This window comes from Mesorhizobium sp. RCAM 05104, assembly GCF_059683645.1.
This window is the reverse complement of record NZ_CM185033.1, coordinates 4,283,975-4,305,158: the sequence shown is the minus strand read 5'-3', so window position 1 is coordinate 4,305,158 and position 21,184 is coordinate 4,283,975. Positions and strand designations below refer to the sequence as shown.

General features: G+C 63.3%; 19 protein-coding genes. 2 read left to right on the top strand and 17 right to left on the bottom strand.

What is annotated here, in order from left to right:
* Window positions 1-22 precede the first annotated feature (22 nt).
* The 4 genes from AC56QP_RS21065 to glmM form a co-directional block, all read right to left on the bottom strand.
* Window positions 23-1,198 (bottom strand): phosphoserine transaminase, encoded by a 1,176-nt coding sequence (locus tag AC56QP_RS21065; RefSeq protein ID WP_489858230.1) that lies wholly within the window; start codon window positions 1,196-1,198, stop codon window positions 23-25.
* 200 nt (window positions 1,199-1,398) lie between these two features.
* On the bottom strand, window positions 1,399-2,175 hold the full coding sequence (locus AC56QP_RS21060; protein ID WP_489858231.1) for an outer membrane protein: 777 nt from the start codon (window positions 2,173-2,175) through the stop codon (window positions 1,399-1,401).
* Window positions 2,176-2,379: 204 nt separating this feature from the next.
* Window positions 2,380-3,225, bottom strand: coding sequence for an outer membrane protein (locus AC56QP_RS21055; RefSeq protein WP_489858232.1), 846 nt, complete (start codon window positions 3,223-3,225; stop codon window positions 2,380-2,382).
* A 254-nt stretch (window positions 3,226-3,479) separates the two neighbouring features.
* Window positions 3,480-4,832 carry a phosphoglucosamine mutase gene (gene glmM / locus AC56QP_RS21050; protein ID WP_489858233.1) on the bottom strand — a complete coding sequence of 451 codons (1,353 nt, stop codon included), beginning with the start codon at window positions 4,830-4,832 and terminating at the stop codon, window positions 3,480-3,482.
* Window positions 4,833-5,199: 367 nt separating this feature from the next.
* On the opposite strand from glmM, the gene AC56QP_RS21045 reads away from it, so the two are divergent.
* On the top strand, window positions 5,200-6,054 hold the full coding sequence (locus AC56QP_RS21045; protein WP_489858234.1) for a hypothetical protein: 855 nt from the start codon (window positions 5,200-5,202) through the stop codon (window positions 6,052-6,054).
* 445 nt (window positions 6,055-6,499) lie between these two features.
* Here AC56QP_RS21045 and ftsH read toward each other — a convergent pair whose 3' ends face one another.
* The 9 genes from ftsH to ybgC form a co-directional block, all read right to left on the bottom strand.
* The gene (gene ftsH / locus AC56QP_RS21040) at window positions 6,500-8,428 is read right to left on the bottom strand and encodes an ATP-dependent zinc metalloprotease FtsH (RefSeq protein WP_489858235.1); all 1,929 of its coding nucleotides are present in this window, start codon (window positions 8,426-8,428) and stop codon (window positions 6,500-6,502) included.
* 125 nt (window positions 8,429-8,553) lie between these two features.
* Complete coding sequence (gene tilS, locus AC56QP_RS21035) at window positions 8,554-9,948, bottom strand: tRNA lysidine(34) synthetase TilS (RefSeq protein ID WP_489858236.1); 1,395 nt, start codon at window positions 9,946-9,948, stop codon at window positions 8,554-8,556.
* Window positions 9,948-11,042 carry a tol-pal system protein YbgF gene (gene ybgF / locus AC56QP_RS21030; protein WP_489858237.1) on the bottom strand — a complete coding sequence of 365 codons (1,095 nt, stop codon included), beginning with the start codon at window positions 11,040-11,042 and terminating at the stop codon, window positions 9,948-9,950. Before ybgF ends, tilS begins: the two co-directional genes overlap by 1 nt.
* A gap of 225 nt (window positions 11,043-11,267) precedes the next feature.
* On the bottom strand, window positions 11,268-11,774 hold the full coding sequence (gene pal, locus AC56QP_RS21025) for a peptidoglycan-associated lipoprotein Pal (protein WP_256752731.1): 507 nt from the start codon (window positions 11,772-11,774) through the stop codon (window positions 11,268-11,270).
* Window positions 11,775-12,018: 244 nt separating this feature from the next.
* Entirely contained in the window at window positions 12,019-13,329 is a 1,311-nt protein-coding gene (gene tolB / locus AC56QP_RS21020) for a Tol-Pal system beta propeller repeat protein TolB (RefSeq protein ID WP_489858238.1), read from the bottom strand.
* Between the two features lie 40 nt (window positions 13,330-13,369).
* Entirely contained in the window at window positions 13,370-14,527 is a 1,158-nt protein-coding gene (tolA, locus tag AC56QP_RS21015; protein ID WP_489858239.1) for a cell envelope integrity protein TolA, read from the bottom strand.
* A 7-nt stretch (window positions 14,528-14,534) separates the two neighbouring features.
* Window positions 14,535-14,987 carry a protein TolR gene (tolR, locus tag AC56QP_RS21010; protein WP_095089517.1) on the bottom strand — a complete coding sequence of 151 codons (453 nt, stop codon included), beginning with the start codon at window positions 14,985-14,987 and terminating at the stop codon, window positions 14,535-14,537.
* 12 nt (window positions 14,988-14,999) lie between these two features.
* On the bottom strand, window positions 15,000-15,710 hold the full coding sequence (tolQ, locus tag AC56QP_RS21005; protein WP_091578781.1) for a protein TolQ: 711 nt from the start codon (window positions 15,708-15,710) through the stop codon (window positions 15,000-15,002).
* Between the two features lie 317 nt (window positions 15,711-16,027).
* Window positions 16,028-16,498 carry a tol-pal system-associated acyl-CoA thioesterase gene (ybgC, locus tag AC56QP_RS21000; protein ID WP_489858240.1) on the bottom strand — a complete coding sequence of 157 codons (471 nt, stop codon included), beginning with the start codon at window positions 16,496-16,498 and terminating at the stop codon, window positions 16,028-16,030.
* Window positions 16,499-16,555: 57 nt separating this feature from the next.
* Here ybgC and AC56QP_RS20995 point away from each other — a divergent pair, with 57 nt between their 5' ends.
* Window positions 16,556-17,806, top strand: a complete 1,251-nt coding sequence (locus AC56QP_RS20995; protein WP_489858241.1) for a glycoside hydrolase family 5 protein — start codon at window positions 16,556-16,558, stop codon at window positions 17,804-17,806.
* A 3-nt stretch (window positions 17,807-17,809) separates the two neighbouring features.
* On the opposite strand, the gene AC56QP_RS20990 is transcribed toward AC56QP_RS20995, so the two are convergent.
* From AC56QP_RS20990 to ruvC, 4 genes are all read right to left on the bottom strand, one after another.
* Window positions 17,810-18,712, bottom strand: coding sequence for a metallophosphoesterase (locus AC56QP_RS20990; RefSeq protein WP_489858242.1), 903 nt, complete (start codon window positions 18,710-18,712; stop codon window positions 17,810-17,812).
* A 210-nt stretch (window positions 18,713-18,922) separates the two neighbouring features.
* A complete protein-coding gene (gene ruvB, locus AC56QP_RS20985) occupies window positions 18,923-19,960 on the bottom strand; it encodes a Holliday junction branch migration DNA helicase RuvB (protein WP_256752738.1) in 1,038 nt (345 codons plus the stop codon).
* A 43-nt stretch (window positions 19,961-20,003) separates the two neighbouring features.
* On the bottom strand, window positions 20,004-20,624 hold the full coding sequence (gene ruvA, locus AC56QP_RS20980; protein WP_091578785.1) for a Holliday junction branch migration protein RuvA: 621 nt from the start codon (window positions 20,622-20,624) through the stop codon (window positions 20,004-20,006).
* 13 nt (window positions 20,625-20,637) lie between these two features.
* Entirely contained in the window at window positions 20,638-21,147 is a 510-nt protein-coding gene (gene ruvC, locus AC56QP_RS20975) for a crossover junction endodeoxyribonuclease RuvC (RefSeq protein ID WP_256752740.1), read from the bottom strand.
* Window positions 21,148-21,184 lie beyond the last annotated feature (37 nt).

Here is a 21,184-nt window from a genome sequence, read left to right as displayed (position 1 = left end):
CCGAAGGCCGCCGCGAATGATCTCAGGCCGCCGCTTTCAGCGATGCCTTCTGCGCGGCAAAGGCCCAGTCGAGCCAGGGCAGCAGTGCTTCGAGATCCGACGTTTCGACCGTCGCACCGCACCAGATGCGTAGGCCTGGCGGCGCATCGCGGTAGGCGCCGATGTCGTAGGCGACGCCTTCCTTGTCGAGCACTGACACCAGCCCCTTGGCGAAAGCCGCCTGTCCGTCGGCGTCGAGCGCCGCGACATCCGGATCGGTGAAGGACAGGCAGACGGAGGTGTTCGACCGCGTCGCCGGCTCAACGGCGAGATGACCGAGCCATGAGGACTTGCCGACAAAGCCATCGAGGACGGCCGCATTGGCATCCGCTCTGGCGACCAGCGCGTCGAGGCCGCCGATCGACTTCGCCCAGTGCAGCGCGTCGATATAATCCTCGACGCACAGCATCGACGGGGTGTTAATGGTTTCGCCCTTGAAGATGCCTTCGATCAGTTTGCCGCCCGAAGTCAGGCGGAAGATCTTCGGCAGCGGCCAGGCCGGCTTGTAGCTCTCCAGCCGCTCGACGGCGCGCGGCGACAGGATCAGCATGCCGTGCGCGCCCTCGCCGCCCAGCACTTTCTGCCAGGAGAAGGTCACGACGTCGAGCCTGCTGAAATCGAGTCTTTGCGCGAACGCCGCCGAGGTGGCGTCGCAGATCGTCAGTCCCTTGCGGTCCGCCGGGATGAAGTCACCATTCGGCACGCGCACGCCCGACGTGGTGCCGTTCCAGGTGAACACCACGTCGCGGTCGAAATCGATCTTGGCCAGGTCCGGCAATCGGCCATAGCCGGCTTCGATCTTGCGGACATCGGCGAGTTTCAGCTGCTTGACCACATCGGTGACCCAGCCGGAGCCAAAGCTCTCCCAGGCGACCATGTCGACACCGCGCTCGCCGAGCAGCGACCACAGCGCCATCTCGACCGCGCCGGTGTCCGATGCCGGAACGATGCCGATTCGGTAGTCCGCTGGGACCTGGAGAATCTCCCGCGTCAGCGTGATCGCCTGCTCGAGCTTGGTCTTGCCGATCTTGGCGCGATGGGAACGGCCGAGCGCAGCGGCCTTCAGCGTCTCGACCGACCAGCCGGGGCGTTTTGCGCAGGGACCTGAGGAAAAATTGGGATTTGCCGGACGGAGTCCGGGCTTCGTATGCGTCGTCATCGTGGTCTATCCTTCCAGATAGTGGCCCCTCGTTGGGGAGGGGTGGCCCACGGACGGCGATATGCGTTCAGGCATCGGGCGTCAAGAGGAAAGTTTTTGTCGTTGGCAGGATACCCGCGTTCCGTGATCAGGATGTCGCGCCTTCAAACGCAAACGGCGGACCGAGAGATCCGCCGCCAAAATCCTGGTCTGTGCCGGGCCTACCAGAGATCGTAGCGCAGTCCGAGCTTGACCTGATGATTGCTGATCCCCTTCTTGACCGGGAAGGACGTCAGGCTTTCGGCCGTCACATACTCCGCGCTCGGAGCGGAGAAATACTGATAGCCCAGGTCGACGGCAACATTCTTGGAAACCTGGTAGGCAAGGCCCGCATTCAACGTATAGGCGAAGGAGTACTGTGTCTTGTTGTCCTGCAGGTTGAAACTGTTCGCGGGGTCATTGTTATCTGTGTAACTCGCCGAAAGCTTGCGCGTGCTGCGGACAACACCGATGCCGGCGCCGAGATAAGGCGTGATTCCGACATATGTGCCGAGATCGACATAGCCGTTGAGTATCCCCGAGAAGGCATAGTTCTTCAGCGATCCCGATCCTTGGGTCGGCAATGTCGGCAGTGCTACGACCGCTGAATCGTCATAGCCGAAGCTGGCCTTGTTACCCGGCAAATAGCCGAAGTTAAGATCGGCGCGGAGGTAATCGTTGAAATGATATCCGAAGCCGACGCTCGCAAAAATTGCGTCTTCGCTCTCGCTAAAGTTTTCGTTGTTGATCGCCGACGGGAAGGTGAAATCCCCATTCTTGAAGCTTTTCTGCACCAGATAGGAGACATCGCCGCGCAGATACCACCCGGAGCCGACCTCGACCGGCACATAGTCTGGCGCCTGGTCGACATAGATCGGCGGATCATAGTCGGCAGCGAGCGCGGGCGTCAGCGGCATGAGGCCGAGTGCGGCAAGCGCCATACGCGATGTGAATTTCATGGTCCCCGACTCCCGAATTTGGTGCGGCCCGCAATCAGGACAGCAGCCATCGTTTCAAGAGCCATTGTTAACCATAGTGGTTAAGTGCCGGTTAAGGCTAACAGAGCGTTAGCAAATTGATTTCGAACAGAACTCCGCTTGAAAAAGCCCAAACGAAAACCGCCCGGCTGGTGCCGGGCGGTCGACGAATTCCTTTCGAGACGGCTACTTGGTGTAGACCGGCTCCGGCTCGGGCACATAGGGTTCCGGCGGCGGGGCGCAGTCCGACCTGCCGAACTGGTAGCGCAGGCCACCGCGCACTTCGTGCACGTTGATGCCATCGTCATAGCCGGGGCCGACATTGCTGGCTGAGTCGTAGTCGAACATCTTGCCGCCGTTGATGTGGCTATAGCGGTAGCCGACATCGAGCTTGACGCGGTCCGTCAGGCAGTAGGACGCGCCGGCCATCAGGGCGTAGGCGAAGCGCCAGCCCTTGCCGCCGCGATGGAAGAAGTCACCATCGCTATCGCTGTTGTGCAACGTATCCCATTTCATCCAGGCACCGCCGATGCCGGCGCCGACGTAAGGCGTCACCCCATGCCAGGTGCCGATGTCGACATAGGCGTTGGCAAGCAACAGCAAGGCCGAATAGGAAGACGTGTCGGTCGAAGTACAGGGGGTCTGTGCCACACCGCAGAAACCATTGGTCGAGCCACGGAAATCCGAATTGCTCAGCCAGTCGGCTGTGAGGTCGGTGCGGAAGTGCTGGTTGATCTGGTAACCGACACCGCCGCCGGCCGAGAAGGCACTTTTCAATGTACCCGTCGCGAAGGTGCCGGTACTTGGCGGCGTGCCATAGGTGATGTAGTCGGCGCCGCCGAACTTCGACCAGTGATAGTCGATGTCGCCGCGAATGTACCAGCCACCATACTCCTGAGCCGGCTGCTCGTAGACCGCCTGCGGCGGAGCCTCTTCTACCACCGGCGGCTCCGCTAGATCGGCTGCGAACACCGGTCCCCCCACGCCCGCGAACAGCGCGGCGAACAAGGCCCTTCTTGCTGTATTGAACATGCTGTCACCCCTGAGAAGTTCGGAACGGCGATCGTGTCCGAAATGCGATTGGCTTTCAGTCGTGGATAATGAATTGCAAAGGTTAAAAGGCGTTTAACCCTGTTGCTTAACCACGAATCTCTACAATTCGAGGAATTCGGGGATGATTTTCGAGGCACGGGATTGACCGGCGGCCAACAAAAAAGCCCGCCGGATGGCGGGCTTGGAAAAGGTGAAGGCGCCGCGGCGCGATGCCGTCCCGGGCGCGATGAGGATCAGGCGGCGCTGCGTGTTTCCGAAAGGATGTCGACAATTTCGTTGACGACGGCTTCGACGAGTTGCGGGTCGTCGCCCTCGGCCATGACGCGGATCAGCGGCTCGGTGCCGGATGGCCGGATGACCAGGCGCCCGGCCTTGCCGAGGCGGTGACGGGCGTCTTCAATGGCCGCCTTGACCGGCGCTTCCTCGAGCGGCTTGCCGCCGGAAATACGGACGTTCTTCAGCAACTGCGGCACCGGCTCGAATTTCTTAGACAGCTCGCTGACCGGCCGTCCCTGTCGCTTGATGCAGGCCAGCACCTGCAGCGCCGAAACGAGGCCGTCGCCGGTGGTCGAGAAATCCGACAGCACGATATGGCCCGACTGCTCACCGCCGACGTTCAGCCCGTGCGCGCGCATATGCTCCACGACATAGCGGTCACCGACCTTGGTGCGGTGCAATTGCAGGTTCATGTCGCCAAGGAAACGTTCGAGCCCGAGGTTGGACATGACAGTCGAGACGACGCCGCCACCGGCAAGCCGCCCGCTCTGCTGCCAGGATTCGGCGATCAGCGCCATGATCTGGTCGCCATCGACGATCGCTCCGTTCTCGTCGACGATGACGACACGGTCGGCATCGCCATCGAGCGCGATGCCGATATCGGCGCGCACCTCGTGCACTTTCTTCTGCAGGCCGGCGGGATGGGTCGACCCGCACTCCTTGTTGATGTTGAAGCCGTTGGGTTCGACATTGATGGCGACCACTTCGGCGCCGAGTTCCCACAGCGCCTCGGGCGCCACCTTGTAGGCGGCGCCATTGGCGCAATCGACAACGATCCTGAGGCCCGAAAGCGACATCGAGCGCGGCAAGGTGCGCTTGGCGAATTCGATATAGCGGTCATGGACGCCGTCCACGCGCTTGGCGCGGCCAAGCCCGTCGGAATCGGCGAGCGACAGTTCGATATCCTTGTCGAGCATGCTCTCGATGCGCTCCTCGATCTCGTCGGAGAGCTTGTAGCCATCGGGGCCGAACAGCTTGATGCCGTTGTCGTAGTAGGGATTGTGCGAAGCCGAGATCATGACGCCGATGTCGGCGCGCAGCGAGCGCACCAGCATGGCGACCGCCGGCGTCGGGATCGGGCCGAGCAGGAACACGTCCATGCCCGCGGCGCACAGGCCCGACACCATCGCGTTCTCGATCATGTAGCCGGAAAGCCTGGTATCCTTGCCAAGCACGACGCGGTGACGATGGTTGCCGCGCTGGAACGAAAGGCCGGCGGCCATGCCGACCCGCATGGCGATCTCCGCAGTCATTGGAAACTTGTTGGCGCGCCCGCGAATACCGTCCGTGCCGAAGTAATTCCCTGCCATGCTAACCAGTTTCCTCGACAGTTCTTCCCGGCACGTCATGCCACAATTGGCCAGGGCGCTACGATCACATTGTGTGATTATATGTTACCAATCCTTAGAAAATCATTGTTGTGCGCCGCACACAATATGGCCCCAGTCCAACATGCTGGGACTGCGACAGTGCAGTATACCAGTTATGCGAGCCCTTCAGCACAGATGCACCTGGAAAATCTTGTCCGGAAGCCGGTAACGGCCAACAATTTCATCACCTTATGGAGAGGAGTCACCTTTCGGCGATATATACGCAACTTAGCATCTGGCGCAACCGGCCGTTGAGCGTTATTGATTTGCCGGGACGTATCATGGGCTGCTGCAACGGAGAAACGCTATGCTCATCCACCGACTTGCCACTCTGACCGGCCTCGCCGTCGTAACGTTGTTCCTGGCTGCGCCAGCCAACGCGCTGACGATGGCCGAGTGCAGCACGAAGTACAACGCCGCCAAGGACGCGGGGACACTCGCCGGGCAGACCTGGAACCAGTTCCGCAAGGCCCAGTGCGGCACCGACGCCGCGGCCACCACCGACACCAAGGCAGCAGATACCAAGAAGACAACAGACACCAAGAAGGCGGCTGAAACGAAGCCGGCCAAGGCGGCCACCACTGCTGCGGCCGGCAGCACGGCCAAGGGCCTGACGGCGAAGGAATGCAGCGCCAAGTACCAGGCGGCAAAGGCCGCCGGTACACTGAACGGCATGAAGTGGAACGACTTCCGCAAGGCCGAATGCGCCGCCGGCGCATCCGCCGCCGCTGACACCAAGCCGGCAACCACCAAGGCCGCGGCGGCTCCCGCCGACAATGGCGGCAAGGGTCTGACCATGGCCGAGTGCAGCACCAAGTACCAGGCTGCCAAGACGGCGAATACGCTCAAGGGCATGAAGTGGAACGACTTCCGCAAGACGGAATGCGGCGCCAGCGCATCCGATGACGATACCGTGCCTGCGCCCAGCGAGGCAAACTACACCAAGGAGCCTGCAAAGCCGACGACGGTTGCGCCCAAGGGTGTCACGTTCCCGTCTGCGATCTCGCCGAAATATGCCAGCGAGACCCCCGGAAAGGGCCGCATGCATACTTGCCTCGACCAGTACTATGCCCTCAAGGACGCAAACGCGCTTGGCGGCCTAAAGTGGATCCAGAAGGGCGGCGGCTTCTACAGCCTGTGCAATGCCAAGCTGAAGAGCTGAGCGACAACAATATCTGAACAACGCAAAGCCCGCGAACCGCAAGGTTCGCGGGCTTTTTCTTGTCAACTGCCGAGCGAGCCATTCCGCCCTCGGTGGCGCCGCCCCTGCCTTGCCGGCATCCTCTCCCCCGTAGAACGGGGAGGGGGACGCTCTCATCCATGGTTTCGCCAATTGTCAGCCTCGCAGAAAGGCACTGGCGTTGCGGTCAGCTTACTTTGTCCCCGTCCCTATACGGGGGGTTGAGGAGCGGTCCGCGAGCGGACGAAAAGCCAATTGCTTGGCTTTTCGAGTGACGAACGCCCGGCAGGGCAATGAGGGGAGGCGCCGTCTTCAACAATTGACCGGCCTTGAAGCAGGATAGACCGTCAGCAAAAGCCTTTATGATCAAACAAAAACGCCGCGGACAAACCGCGGCGTTTCCTGGAAATCAGCCTCTTGGCCGAACTCAGCTCGATGGCTGCGGTTCCATGCCGCCTTCGGGCTCGGGCCCCTTCTTGCGGCGACCGCCGGACTTCGGCACGGCCGAGCCACGGCTGGGCGGCGTATCGTCGCCGAGGTCGCGGGAGGGCTTGTGGCCGGCGATCAGCTGTTTGATCTCTTCGCCGGACAGCGTCTCATATTCGAGCAGCCCTTCCGCCAGCGCGATCCATTCCTTCTTCTTCTTCGTCAGGATGGACTTCGCCGTCGAATAGGCCTCGTCGATCAGGCGGCGTACCTCGGCATCGATGATCTGCGCCGTCTCTTCCGAGACATTCTGCGTGCGCGCCACTGAATGGCCGAGGAATACCTCTTCCTGGTTGTCGCCATAGGCGACATGGCCGAGCTTGTCGGAGAAGCCCCAGCGCGTGACCATGGCGCGCGCCAGCTTGGTCGCCTGCTCGATGTCCGAGGAGGCGCCGGAGGTGATGTTCTCCTTGCCGAACTTGAACTCCTCGGCAACGCGGCCGCCCATCATGATGGCGAGGCGCGAGATCATGTATTTGTAGCTCATCGAATAGCGGTCGCCTTCCGGCAACTGCATGACCATGCCGAGCGCCCGGCCACGCGGGATGATGGTGGCCTTGTGCAGCGGATCGGCCGACGGCACGTTGAGCGCGAGGATGGCATGGCCGGCTTCATGGTAGGCGGTCAACGCCTTCTCGGCCTGGGTCATGGCCGAGGAGCGGCGCTCGGCGCCCATCATGATCTTGTCCTTGGCGTCCTCGAACTCCGCCATGGTGACGAGGCGCTTGTTGCGCCGCGCCGCCATCAGCGCGGATTCGTTGACGAGGTTCATCAGGTCCGCGCCGGAGAACCCGGGCGTGCCACGGGCGACAACCTTGAGGTCGACATTGGGCGCCAGCGGCACGTTGCGCACATGCACCTTGAGGATCTTCTCGCGGCCGACGATGTCGGGGTTCGGCACCACCACCTGGCGGTCGAAGCGGCCCGGACGCAGCAGCGCCGGGTCGAGCACGTCGGGCCGGTTCGTGGCGGCGATCAGGATGATGCTCTCATTGGATTCGAAGCCGTCCATCTCGACCAGCAACTGGTTCAGCGTCTGCTCGCGCTCATCATTGCCGCCGCCGAGGCCGGCACCGCGATGGCGGCCGACCGCGTCGATTTCGTCGATGAAGATGATGCAAGGCGCATTCTTCTTGGCCTGATCGAACATGTCGCGGACGCGGCTGGCGCCGACGCCAACGAACATCTCGACGAAGTCCGAACCGGAAATGGTGAAGAACGGCACATTGGCTTCGCCGGCAACCGAGCGAGCGAGCAGCGTCTTGCCGGTTCCCGGAGGGCCGACGAGCAGCACGCCACGCGGAATCTTGCCGCCGAGCCGCTGGAACTTCTGCGGATCGCGCAGGAACTCGACGATCTCCTCGAGGTCTTCCTTGGCTTCATCGACGCCGGCAACGTCCTGAAAGGTTACGCGGCCATGCGCCTCGGTCAGAAGCTTGGCCTTCGACTTGCCGAAGCCCATGGCGCGTCCCGAGCCGGATTGCATCTGGCGCATGAAGAATATCCAGACGCCAAGGATGAGGATCATCGGCAGCCACGAGATGAGATAGCCGAACAGCGAATTGGAACCGTCGGTCTCAGGCCGCGCATTGATGGTGACGTTCTTGTCCTGCAGCCGCGAGACCAGCGACGGATCGCCCGGTGAATAGGTCTGGAAACCGCTGGCATTGTCCGTGTAGGAGCCGGTGATGCGGGCGCCCGCAATGGTCACCGTCTTGACCCGGCCCGCCGCGACATCCTGCAGGAACTGCGAATAAGGCACATCGCTCGAAGCCCCGCGCGTCTGCGGCGTCTGGAACAGATTGAACAGGGCAATGAGCAGGACCGCTATGATCGCCCAGAGCGCGAGGTTGCGATAATTCGGATTCATCAATTGTCCCGTTGGCATCCGCAGGGCGGACACGCGTCATGAGAGGAAACTTGGGCCTAACATAGGGAGAGCGCCTCCCCTTGCCAAGCAGAACAGCACGTCTGGGTTAAGCTTTCGCCCCATCATCAATCGGCACTGTGGCAGCCGAAAGGCGGGGCGGGAAACGGCGCCGCGCCGATCAGCCCGGCAACGGCCCGCGCCGGTGCCAGATCGAAGGACGGCAGGAACCGTGCAAAAGGCGCCACCACCGGTTGGGCCTCGACCACTGTGAGCACCCGGCCACCCCCCGGCGAACCAGGGCATTCACCGGCTCGCCACAAGGCCGGCTCGGCGGCGAACGCCGCGCGCATCAGGCTTGGCGGGGTTTCGCCTTCGCCAACGGCCAGCCGCCTGGCGACCGCCGCCCCGAACGGCGCGATCAACAATGCGCCGTTTCCGTCGTTCAATGTGATGCGGCGGCGGCCATCCCAGACAACGCCGCCGGTGGCTGCGGCGGCGGCCGGCAAGCCGCGCGCCTCGCGGCGCAGGAAGAGGCCGGCGCGCCGGTAATCGACAACCGTCCGCGACAATGTGGCGCAAAGAAATCCCGCCTTCAGCCGGTCGAACAGCGCCTCGCCGCGGGCCTGATCCGGCAGGAAGGCAACCCCGCCGGTCGTCGCCAGCAGAATGCGCAACGCATAGACGGCGGCCCGGTCCTTGCCGGCCTTCAGCAAGCCTGGGTCGAGGCGGATGAGCCCGGCCACCGGCTGGGTCGCGAGATCGTGGATCAAGTCCGCGGCGTCGAGACCAAGCTGGGTGCGCGCGCTGCCTTCACGCGCCGCCAGCGCCAGGGCTTCGTCGATGCGCTGCGCACCGTTCCCATCCGCGAGCGCTGCCCGCATGCGCGGTCGCTCGAAAGCCTTGTTGGCATTGGTCGGGTCGTCGGCCCAGCCGACGCGTCGACGCCTCAGGACATCGCGCAGTGCCGCGCGCCGGACTCCGAGAAACGGCCGCACGATCCAGGTGCGCCAGTCATACAGGGTGGCCGGCGCCATGCCGGCAAGCCCCCGGCCCGCCGTGTCGGCATGGCCTCGGCCCTCATCACGGGCCAGTCCTTCCTCGCGTGCTTGCCGCATCAGCACCGTTTCCGCCTGGTCGTCGGCGGTATGGCCGGTCAGGATCAGGCCGATGCCTTCCGCCTGCGCGGCCTCGGCCAGCAGCCGGTAGCGCGCTTCCCGCGCCGCAGCCGGCAGGCCGGTCGACGGCTTGCGTCCCGACCATGTCAGGATGCGATGCGGAATTGCATATGTGGCGCACAGCCTCGACACCGCTTGCGCTTCCGCCGCCGAACCAGGTCGCAGATCGTGGTCGATCGTCACCGCCAGCAGCTTCGTTGCCGGCGCGACACGATCGAGATGTTGTTTGAGAAGAAGGAGCAGGGCGGTCGAGTCGCTGCCGCCGGATACGGCCGCAACGGCGCCGCTGGTAAAGTCGATAGGCGAAAAAAGCTTGGTCGAAAGATCAGGCTCGATGTCGAGCATCAGCAGGCAGCCAGAGCCTTCTCCTGCTTGACGCGTTCCTTGAGCGCACCGGAAATATCGGGGTAGCGCTTGCCGATCTCGCTGAAGGTGGCGCAGGCCACATCATGCTGCTTGAGGCCGACCAGCGACACGCCGAGCTTCAGCAACATGTCGGGAGCCTTCTTGGCCTTCGGGTAGTCCTTGCTGGCGGCGAGGAAGGTCTCGGCCGCGTCGCGGTACTTCTGCTGGCCAAGCAGCGATTCGCCCAGCCAGTAATGTGCATCGGCCGCCTTCGCATCCCGGGGGAAGCGGGCGATATGGTCGCGAAAGCCCTGCTCGGCGGTGCTGTAGTCGCCCGACAGGATGAACTGATAGGAGTTGCGGTAGAGTTCTTCGGGATCGTTGGTGGAGGGCAGTGCCGCGACCACCGTGCCGTCGGACTTGCCGGCCTTGGCCGGGGCGCTGGTGGCCGGGGCGGTGTCTTGCGCTGGCGCCGCCGCCTGGACGTTGCCGCCGGCATCGATCACATTGCCATTCTTGTCGACGGTGATGCTGCCGAAGGTCTTTTCGGGCGCTCCCGTGCCGGGAATAACCTTGCCGGGGTCACCGTCTGGTGATTCGACGATGACGTCCTCGACCGTCTTGCCCCCTGTGGACTGATTGCCGCCGGGCGCGGTGCCGGCATCGGCCGGCGCCTGGGTTGCCGGAGCCGCCGCCACGTCGGTGTTGGCATCGGTGGCAGCGTCCGATTTCTTCTGGGCCGGAGGCTGTCCGCCCTGCGCACCGCCTTCAAGCTGCTGGAAGCGGAACTCATTGTCTTCCTGCTGCTTGCGGATCTGCTCCTGCATCTGCAGGACCTGGAAATTGAGTTCCTCGATCTTGCCGTTCATCTGCCGCAGTTGCTCTTCGAGCGCGGTCACGCCGGTGCCGCTCTGCTGAGCCAGTTGCACTTGATCCGGCTGCTTCTTTTCGCCAAAAATACCGGGCAACTCGATCGTCGGCAGGTGAAAGGAAAAGCCGCTGTCGGTTGATTGCCCTGTGCCGCTAGCCAGTGCGGTGACGCCTGATAGGAGCAGCAGCGCAAGCGTGCCGCTTAGAACCGATCTCAAATGCATGTGCCTCTCGCCGTGAATCGTTAGCTTGTTCGCGCTTCCAATCAAAGTGGGACCGGCCAAGCGCCCTCGGCTCATAGCAGGACCCGAGACTTCGGCCAAATTTTGTTTCGGGCGGCCAGATACGAAAAAGGCGGCCCTTGGGCCGCCTTTCGCATGGATATGTTGCATTTTTGCCGCTACGCCACCGCGCCGTTCTCTTGCCACGACGGCAGGCTTCGCGATGCCTCAGGAACCGGCGCCGCTGAGCGTGGTGACCGCGCGGCGGTTCTGCGACCAGCAGGAGATGTCGTCGCAGACCGCGACCGGACGCTCCTTGCCGTAGGAAATGGTCTTGAGGCGGCTGGCCGAGACACCCTTGGCGACGAGGAAGTCGCGGGTGGCGGCGGCGCGGCGGGCGCCAAGCGCCAGATTGTATTCGCGCGTGCCGCGTTCGTCGGCATGGCCTTCGATGACGATGGCATACTGCTTGTACTGGTTCAGCCACTGCGCCTGGCGCGAAAGCGTCGTCTGTGCGTCTGCACGGATCGAGGTCGAGTCCGTATCGAAGAAGATGCGGTCGCCGATGTTGACGGTGAAGTCCTGCGCCGATCCGGGCGTTGCCGCGCCAGCGCCGTTGAGGCCAAGATCCGCAGCGCTGTTCGGCGTCTTCTTCGAGGCGCAACCGGTGATGGCGAGCATCGCCACCAGTGCGATCATGACCGGGTTTCTGGTAAGTGCTGCGATACGGCCCATGCCGCCTCTCCTTCATATTCGAGTGATTTCGTTGATCACCCAGTAACCACGTTTGGGTTAACCGGCATTCAAGAAACACGGTTAAATTTTGGTTTAGGCTGGTTAGGCTGCCCGTCCGCAACCTCTCGGTCCGGGGCCACAGTTGGCGCGGACCCTAGGCGGAAATGCGGCCAAAACGCGACCAATGCATGGAAAAGGGGCCGGAAATGGCCCCTTTTCAGCATGTGTGGCAATTCAGCCGAACCTATTCCAGCAACGGCGACCATGCCGGGTCCGAAGCGAAATTCGCCGTCGGGATCGATTGCTCGTTGCGGCCGGTGAGATCGACCGAAACCAGTTTGGGGCCACCGGCGGAATCACGGAAGAACATCAGCACCCGGCCATTCGGCGCCCAGGTTGGCCCTTCCTGCTGGAAACCCGAGGACAGGATACGCTCGCCCGAGCCATCGGTCTTCATGACGCCGATCTGGAATTCGCCGCCAGTCTGCTTGGTGAAGGCGATGAGGTCGCCGCGCGGCGACCACACCGGCGTCGAATAGACGCCGTCGCCGAAGGAGATGCGGGTCTGGCCCGAGCCGTCGGCGCCCATCACGTAGATCTGCGCGCGGCCGCCACGGTCGGATGTGAACACCACCTTGCTGCCGTCGGGCGAATAGGACGGCGACGTGTCGATGGCGATCGAGTTGGTCAGTCGCGTCGTCGAGCGGCTTCTGAGATCCATGGCGAAGATGTTGGAATTGCCGTCGTCGCGCAGCAGGCTCATGATCACCTTCTGGCCATCGGGCGAGAAGCGCGGCGCAAAGGTCATGCCCGGAAAATTGCCGACCAGTTCGCGCTGGCCGGTCTCGATCTGCAGCAGATAGACCCGCGGCTGGCCGCTCTCATAGGACATGTAGGTGATTTCCTGCCGGTTCGGCGAGAAGCGCGGCGTCAGCACGATCGACTTGCCGTCCGAGAGGTAACGGACATTGGCGCCGTCCTGGTCCATGATGGCAAGGCGCTTCTTGCGCGCGTTCTTGGCCCCGGATTCGTCGATAAAGACGACGCGGGTGTCGAAATAGCCCTTTTCACCGGTCAGCCGTTCGTAGATGGCGTCGGCGATGATGTGGGCGACGCGTCGCTGGTTGGCGTCGTTGGCGAAGAACTGTTCGCCGGCCATCTGCTGGCCGGCAAAGGTGTCCCACAGCCGGTACTGGGCGCGAATACGGCCGTCCGCTTCCTTGCTGACGCTGCCGGTGACCAGCGCCTGCGCGTTGATGACCTTCCAGTCTTCGAAACGCGGCGCCGCATCCGGATTGGTGATCTTTTCGATGAAGGCGCTCTTGTCGATCGGCGCGAACAGACCCGAGCGCTTGAGGTCAGCGGTGACGATCTGGGAAATCTGGGCGCCAAGCGCATCGCCACCCTGGAAATCCGTGATGGCGATCGGTAGCGGCTCGACATTGCCCTTGTTGACGTTGAGTTCGACGAGCGCCCATGCCGGCATGGGAACCACTGCCGTCATGCCCAGCGCCATCGCTGCAATCGTCAGGAGCGGCTTGAGGAAAGATCTCATATCTTCTCGCTTCTCTTCATTGACTGTTTGGACGCCAGGCCTAGAGGCCGAGCATTTCCCTTGGATCGAACGTGACCCGGATGTCGGACCAGATGTCTTGTTTACCGGCGGGAACCTGCAGGCCGGCCATGTCGCATTTTTGAACCGCGCGCACCGCGCTTTCATCGAACTGCCGGTTGCCGCTCGATTTTTCAACGGAGGGGCGACCGTCAAGCTTGCCGGAGGTGTTCAAATTGAAGCGGACCACGACGATGAAATTCTCCGAGCCTTCCAAACCGGCCGGCAAGGTCCAGCAACCACCCAACTGACTTTCCAAGGCGCCCTGCTCCGATTTCGAAAGCTTCTGGCCCTGATCCTTGTCCCCGCCGAGCGAAGACTGCTGGGTCGAGCGCTTGGCGCCGCCGCCGGACGGCTTCTGCTTGTCCAGCAGAGCCGAAATCTCGTCGGCGTTGAACTGCTTGTCGTCCGATTTAGGCTTGGATGACGCTTCCTTGACCGGCTTGTCGGCATCCTTGCGCTCCGGCGCCTTGGCGCTTTCGGCCTGTGCCGGCTGCGGCTTCGGCCGCGCTTCCGGCGCGGGCGCCGAGTTCGGCAGTTGTGTCTCTTCGGTGGGTGGATCCTTCGCTATCGCTTCGGCGACGACATCCGGCTTGACCTCGGGCGTCGGGTCGATCGCGGCGGTCTTGTCCTGCGGCGGCGGGGTCGGCGCCGGCTTGGCCGGTGTCGGCTTGGGGTCCGCCTGCTTGACCGGCTCGGGCTTCACCTCTTCCTTGGGCGTCGGCGTCGGCGCCACTTCCGTCGCGGGAATGGGCTTGGGCTTTTCCTGCGGCTTCGGCACGTCCTCGGGCTTCGGCTTCTCGACCGGGGTAGGCGCCGGCGGCGGAGCCGACGTCATGTCGACCGGTTTCGGCTTGGCCTCGGGCGTTACCGGCTTGTCGGTGTCGACCGTGTTCTCACCGATCTTCTGGGCATCCGGCACGACGTCCGGGCGCTTGGTCGGCAGAGGGGCCGGCTTTTCATGCATCACGGCCTTCTTGTCGCCCTGCAATGTCTGCGCGACGGCCTCCATCGGCACGATGTCGACCGAGACCGACTCGACGTCGGCGGTCGGAAGCGCAGCCGGTGCCGACAGCGTTAACAGGCCGAAGGCCAGCACCGCCGCATGCAAGATCACCGATGTGGTGAGGCCGGTCCTCATTTTTCGTCTACTGATCCTGTTCCTGCAGTGAAACCAGGCCGATATTCTTGTAGCCAGCGGCCGAAATGCGGGCCATCACCTTCATCGCCGTGCCATAGTCGGTGGACTTGTCGCCGCGGATAAAGATGCGCTCTTCATAACCAGTCTTCGAGATGGCCTGCAGCTTCGCCACCAGCTCCTCGATCGGAATTTCGGTTTCCTGGAGATAGATCTGGCCAGCGGCGTTGATCGAAACGGTGATCGGCTGCGTGTCGGCGTTCATTGCCTTGGCCTGCGTGTCCGGCAGGTCGATCGGTACGCCGACCGTCAACATTGGCGCCGCGACCATGAAGATGATCAGCAGAACCAGCATCACGTCGACCATCGGCGTTACGTTGATTTCCGACATCAGCGCATGGTGACGGCCACGCCGCCTGTGGCCGCGCCCGCCGCGTCCTCCCATGCCTACGGACATACCCATCTTTCGTGCTCCTCAGGCCTTAGGCGCGACTTTTTCATCGATTTGGCGCGAGAGTATGGCGGAGAACTCGTCGGAGAACCCTTCCATGCGCACCGCGATCTTGCTCGCGTCGGACGACAGCTTGTTGTAGGCGATAACGGCCGGAATGGCGGCGAGCAGGCCGATGGCCGTCGCCAGCAACGCTTCGGCGATGCCAGGCGCGACCACCGCGAGGCTGGTGTTCTTGGAACCTGCGATCGCCTGGAACGACGTCATGATACCGATGACGGTGCCGAACAGGCCGATGAAGGGTGCCGCCGAGCCGGTGGTGGCGAGGAAGCCGAGGCGCCCCTCCAGCTTCTCCATTTCGCGGGTCAGCGCCAGGTCCATCGCCTTGTCGATGCGGGTCTGTAGCCCGAGCGGCGTTTTGGCGCCCTTCTCGAAGCTCTTCTTCCATTCGCGCATCGCAGCCACGAAAATGGCGCCCATGCCGGTGGTCTTGCGGTCGGCGAGCGTCCGATAAAGCTCCTCCAGCGACTGCCCCGACCAGAACACCTGCTCGAAACGGTTGAGCGCCAGCCGCATGCGGGCATAGGAAACGAGCTTGTCGACAATGATCGCCCAGGTCCAGACCGAGGCACACAGCAAGCCGATCATGACCAGCTTGACCACCCAGCTGGCCTGCATGAACAGCGCCCAAATCGACAATTGCGCGCCCGGTTCGGCGAGTGCGATATTTTCCATGGTAACGTCCTTAAGATTTTCCGGGCAAAGCTGGCGGCTGGCCCATGGGCATCCCTTGTGGTCGGTTCGCACGAAGCTACCGGAACAACCCCAAACTGCGCCGTCCGCGGCCTTTTCGGGGCAAATATTGGTGAAAGGAAGGCGCTGAATCCCGCCAATCTTCACCAATCTCTTCATGAACCGTTATGGTTAAGGATGGGTTAGTGAATAAGGCGCGGCGCATTGCCGCGCCTGTCAGCCACCGAACCGGCCTGCGTCAACTCATCCGCCGTTCAAAGGTGGGTTGGGATTCAGGTCAGACCGGCGCCACCTGAATATCAGCCCACCTTGGGCATGAACGCTGCCATCCATTCCTTGGGAAAGCGCCTTGGCCGGCCATTCTCGCCGATGATCGCCGCTTCGACCCTTGCCTCGACCAGCACCTCGTCGCCGCGTTTGAGCTGCTGCGCCATGAAGATGCGCGCGCCGGAAATGTCCTCGGTGCGGGTATCGATGGTCAGGATGTCGTCGATGCGGGCGGGGCTGCGGAAATCTATCTCCATGCGACGCACCACCCAGACGATCTTCTCGCCATGCTTGCCGTCGGCAAGCTCGGTATGATGCACGCCGGTCAGCCTGAGATAGTCGGAGCGGCCGCGTTCGAAGAATTCGAGGTAGCGTGCGTGGTAGACGACGCCGGAGAAATCGGTGTCGGCGTAGTAGACCCGCGCCATCAGCCTGTGGCCGAACGCCGTCAGCGCGCCGGAAAGCCCTGCCAGCAATGTCGCCGATTCACCATGATCGCCCATTGCGCTTCCTTTTTCAGTCCCGACGAGGCACCTGTTCCCCGCGAGACACCGCATCGGATGGCACTGTTGACGGCGATGATCAAGACCTTGATGGCGGCGCTGTTCGTGCTGGTGGCTCTGGCGCTGCCGGGCCAGGCGGCAACCTTCTCGATGAAGCGCGGCCTCAACCTCGACCAGTGGACGACCTGGCCGGGCGAGGATCGATGGGGCGATGCGAAGGCCATCCTGCCCTATCCGGAGTGGCGCAAATTCCTCAAGGACGATGATCTCAAGGCGCTGAAGGACGCGGGCTTCGATTTCCTGCGCATGCCGGTCGACCCGTCGCCTTTCCTCTCCGCCCAGACCGTGGCCTTGCGTGACGACCTCTATGCCAGCGTGCTGGACTCGGTGCGCATGATCAACCGAGCCGGCTTGAAGGTGATCGTCGACATGCATCTGATTCCGGCCGGCGGCAGCCGCAAGATCGGCATGGCGCAGGTGATGGACGACCCGCAAGCCTTCGACGTCTATGTCGACATGGTGCGCAGGATGGCACACACGCTGGCCGGCGAAGATCCCAGCCAGGTCGCCTTCGAACCGATGAACGAACCGATCGTCGACTGCGACAGCGACGGCACCAGCCTGTGGCCGGACCGTCAGCGCAAACTGTTCGCGGCGGCGCGCTCCTCGGCGACGAAACTGACCCTGGTGCTGACCGGCGCCTGCTACTCCGCCGCGAGTTCCCTGGAAAAGATCGACCCGAAGGCAATCCCGGACGACAATGTCATCTGGACCTTCCATTCCTACGATCCGTTCCTGCTCACCCATCAGGGCGCCACCTGGGCCGGCGACTTCATTCCCTATGTGACCGGCCTGCCCTATCCGCTGACCGCGGTACCGCGGGCACAGCTTGATGTGACGCTCGACACCATCCGCGCCAGGATCAAGGCGGAGGCGCCATGGACACGGCAGAGCGGCCTGCTTGCCTATCTCGACGAGCAGGTCGCCAGCATGGACAGCCCCGACAAGCTGCTTGGCCTGATGGACGCGCCGTTCAAGAAGGTCGAGGCGTGGGCGAAGCTCAACGGCATCAGGCCGGAAAACATCACGCTGGGCGAGTTCGGCATGATCCGCCAGGAATACGGCAATGCCTATGTGATGCCCGCCGAGTGCCGGGCCGCCTATGTCAGGGATATGATCGCGCGCGCCGAAGCGCACGGCTTTTCATGGTCGGTGTGGAGCTATGGCGGCGCGTTCGGCATCGTCGACGCCTTCAACGGCGACAAGGCTGAGCCGGACGTGATGGACGTGATCCGCGCGCTGCATTGACCTTCAGGCTGAACCAAGGTCGATCGACAGGATTTCAGGGCGAGCGCCGAAACGCACCGGCAATATGCTGAAGCCAAGCCCGCCCGAGACGATCAGGTTGCGGTCATTCTCGACGACATGGCCGTAAGCATAGCGATTGCCGAAACGCGACGGCACCACGGGCGAATAGCCGAACAGCCGCACCTGCCCGCCATGGGTATGACCCGACAGGGTCAACGAAACCCGCCACGGCACCTTGGGAAAAATATCAGGCTCGTGGGCAAGCAGGATGACAGGCGAGGTATCGCTGACCTTGGCCAGCGTGCCGTCGAGATCGTCGAGCCCCCTGAAGCCGGTGCGGTCCTTGGTCGGCCGCAGGGCCAACTGGTCGGCAAGGCCGGCGATCCAGAAACCATGTCCGTCCTTCTCCAGCCGCACGACATCGTTTTCCAGAACCGGGATGCCGACTTTCTCCAATGCCTTGCGCGCTATGGTCGGGCCGGCTCCCGCCCGCTGCGCGAAGCCATCGTTCCACCAGTCGTGGTTGCCAAGGATCGACAGCACGCCGAGCGGCGCCTTGAGGCCCGACAGCGCGGCCGCCCATTGCGACGGCGTCACCCGACCCGTCACCAGGCGCATGCCGGCAATGTAATCGCCAAGCAGCACGATCAGGTCGGGCTGCAACGCGTTCGTATCGTCAACAAGCGAAGCGATCCGCTCCGGCGTCATCCATGGCCGGCAGGCATGGATGTCGGCAAGCGCAACGATCCGCAGCTTCGACCCTGCCGGCCAATGCGGTGGCGTCAACGCATAGCGCTTCACATGCGTCAACAGCATCGGCTCGATGCCGACCGCATAGGCGCCGAACGCGGCGGCGGTCAGGAAGGACCCGCCGAGGAAGCGCAGGAACCCGCGTCTGGTTATCATTGCATGGCTCCGGCACTAAGGATCTCGGCGGCGTGCCGCAAGCCTCCGATAAAATCCATGATTGCGCCGGCAAGTCGACGAGGCTGAGGAGATTTTGCGCAGGACGGTCACGGATGCTTGATCGCCGCCCTGAAGCGGGCCGCTCAAAAGGGACCTCGGTTTCGAGCATGCACAAAGCGAAGAGTGAACCTGTGCCCGATCGCCCGGGCACTATTCTTCCTGGAACAGGTTGATCTGCTGCTGCGCCAGATCCTTCGGCGCGTCGAGGCCGAGATGCCGCCAGGCATTGGCGGTCAGCATGCGGCCGCGCGGCGTGCGCTGGATGAAACCCTGCTGGATCAGATAGGGCTCGATGATGTCCTCGATGGCGTCGCGCGGCTCGGACAGGCCGGCGGCGATCGTCTCGATGCCGACCGGCCCGCCGCCGAAATTGCGGGCGATCATCGAAAGGTAGCGACGGTCGAGTGCGTCGAGGCCGAGCGCATCGACCTCCAGCCGGGTCAAGGCTTCGTCGGCGATCTGGCGGTTGACATGGCCATCGCCGGCGACGGACGCGAAATCCCGCACGCGGCGCAGCAGCCGGCCGGCAATGCGTGGCGTGCCGCGCGCGCGCCGCGCGATCTCCAGCGCGCCGTCGTCGCCGAGCGGCATTTGCAGGATGCGGGCGCCGCGCCGCACGATCTGCTCCAGTTCCTCGACCGAATAGAAGTTGAGCCGCACCGGAATGCCGAAACGGTCGCGCAGCGGATTGGTCAGCAGCCCGAGACGCGTGGTGGCAGCGACCAGGGTGAAGCGGGCCAGGTCGATCTTGACCGAACGCGCCGCCGGTCCCTCGCCGATGATCAGGTCGAGCTGGAAATCCTCCATCGCCGGATAGAGGATTTCCTCCACCGCCGGGCTCAGCCGATGGATCTCGTCGATGAACAGCACATCGCCTTCTTCGAGATTGGTGAGCAGTGCGGCGAGATCGCCTGCCTTGGCAATGACCGGGCCGGAGGTCGAGCGGAAATTGACGCCGAGCTCGCGCGCCATGATCTGCGCCAGCGTCGTCTTGCCGAGACCGGGTGGCCCGACGAACAGCACATGGTCGAGCGCCTCGTTTCGGCCCTTGGCGGCCTCGATGAACACTTTGAGATTGGCCCGCACCGCCGCTTGGCCGACAAAATCGTCGAGCGTCTGCGGCCGCAAGGTTTGCTCGGCATCCTCGCCGCGTTTTTCGGGCGCAATCAGGCGGGGCGACAGGCTCATGCTGCCTTCCTTGCACATGGCAGGGAACCGGACAAGCCAGCTCTCACCGCGCCAGTTCCTTCAGCCCGAAGCGGATCAGCTTCGGCGCATCGGCATCCTCGCCCGCGGTCTTCAGTGCCGCCGCCACCGCATTGGCCGCGGTGTCGCGCGAATAGCCGAGATTGACCAGGGCCGACACGGCATCGGTGATCGGCGCCGACGCGACGCCTTCGCCGAGCTCCTGCTTCAGGCCGATGGTGCCCGAGGCAGAGCCAGCATAGGCAGGCGCCTTGTTCTTCAACTCGGTGACGATGCGCTCGGCCACCTTCTTGCCGACGCCGGGCGCACGCGAAACCATGGCGATATCACGCAGTGCAATGGCATTGGCGAGATCGGCCGGCGCCAGCGTCGACAGGATGGCCAGCGCCACCTTGGCGCCGACACCTTGCACATTGCTCATCAGCAACCGGAACCACTCGCGCTCCAGCTGCGACTGGAAGCCGTAGAGGCGCAGCATGTCCTCGCGCACATAGGTCTCGATGAACAGCACCACCGCTTCACCGGGCGCCGGCAGCGCCGCCAGCGTGCGCGCCGAGCAATAGGCGACGTAGCCTACGCCATGGATATCGACGAGGCAGTGGTCCTCGTCGATCTCGTCCAGCGTGCCCTTGAGCTTGCCGATCATGCCTGATGACCCCTCACGCCAGCATTGCCATCCGGTAGGCCACGCTCTGCCGGTGATGCGCATGGCAGATGGCGATGGCCAGCGCGTCTGCGGCATGTTCGGTATCGAAAGTGGCCTTCGGCAACAGCACTTTCACCATCATGTGGATCTGCTTCTTGTCGCCATGGCCAACGCCAATCACCGCCTTCTTGACGGCGTTGGGAGCATATTCGGCAACAACAAGGCCGGCACGCGCCGGTACCAGCATGGCTATGCCGCGCGCCTGGCCGAGCTTCAGCGTCGCCACCGCGTCCTTGTTGACGAAGGTCTGTTCGACCGCCGCTTCGTGTGGCATCGCGCTGTGCAGGATTTCGGCGAGCCCGTCATGCAGCTGACACAGCCGTGTCGCCAGCGCCGCCTTGTCGTCGGAGCGCACGGTGCCCGAGGCGACGAAGCGCAATGAATTGCCGAGGCTCTCGACGATGCCCCAGCCGGTGCGCCTGAGCCCCGGATCAATACCGATGATGCGAATCGCTTCCCCCATCCGCCAACTTTACCTCCGGCGGACAGCGATGCCAGTG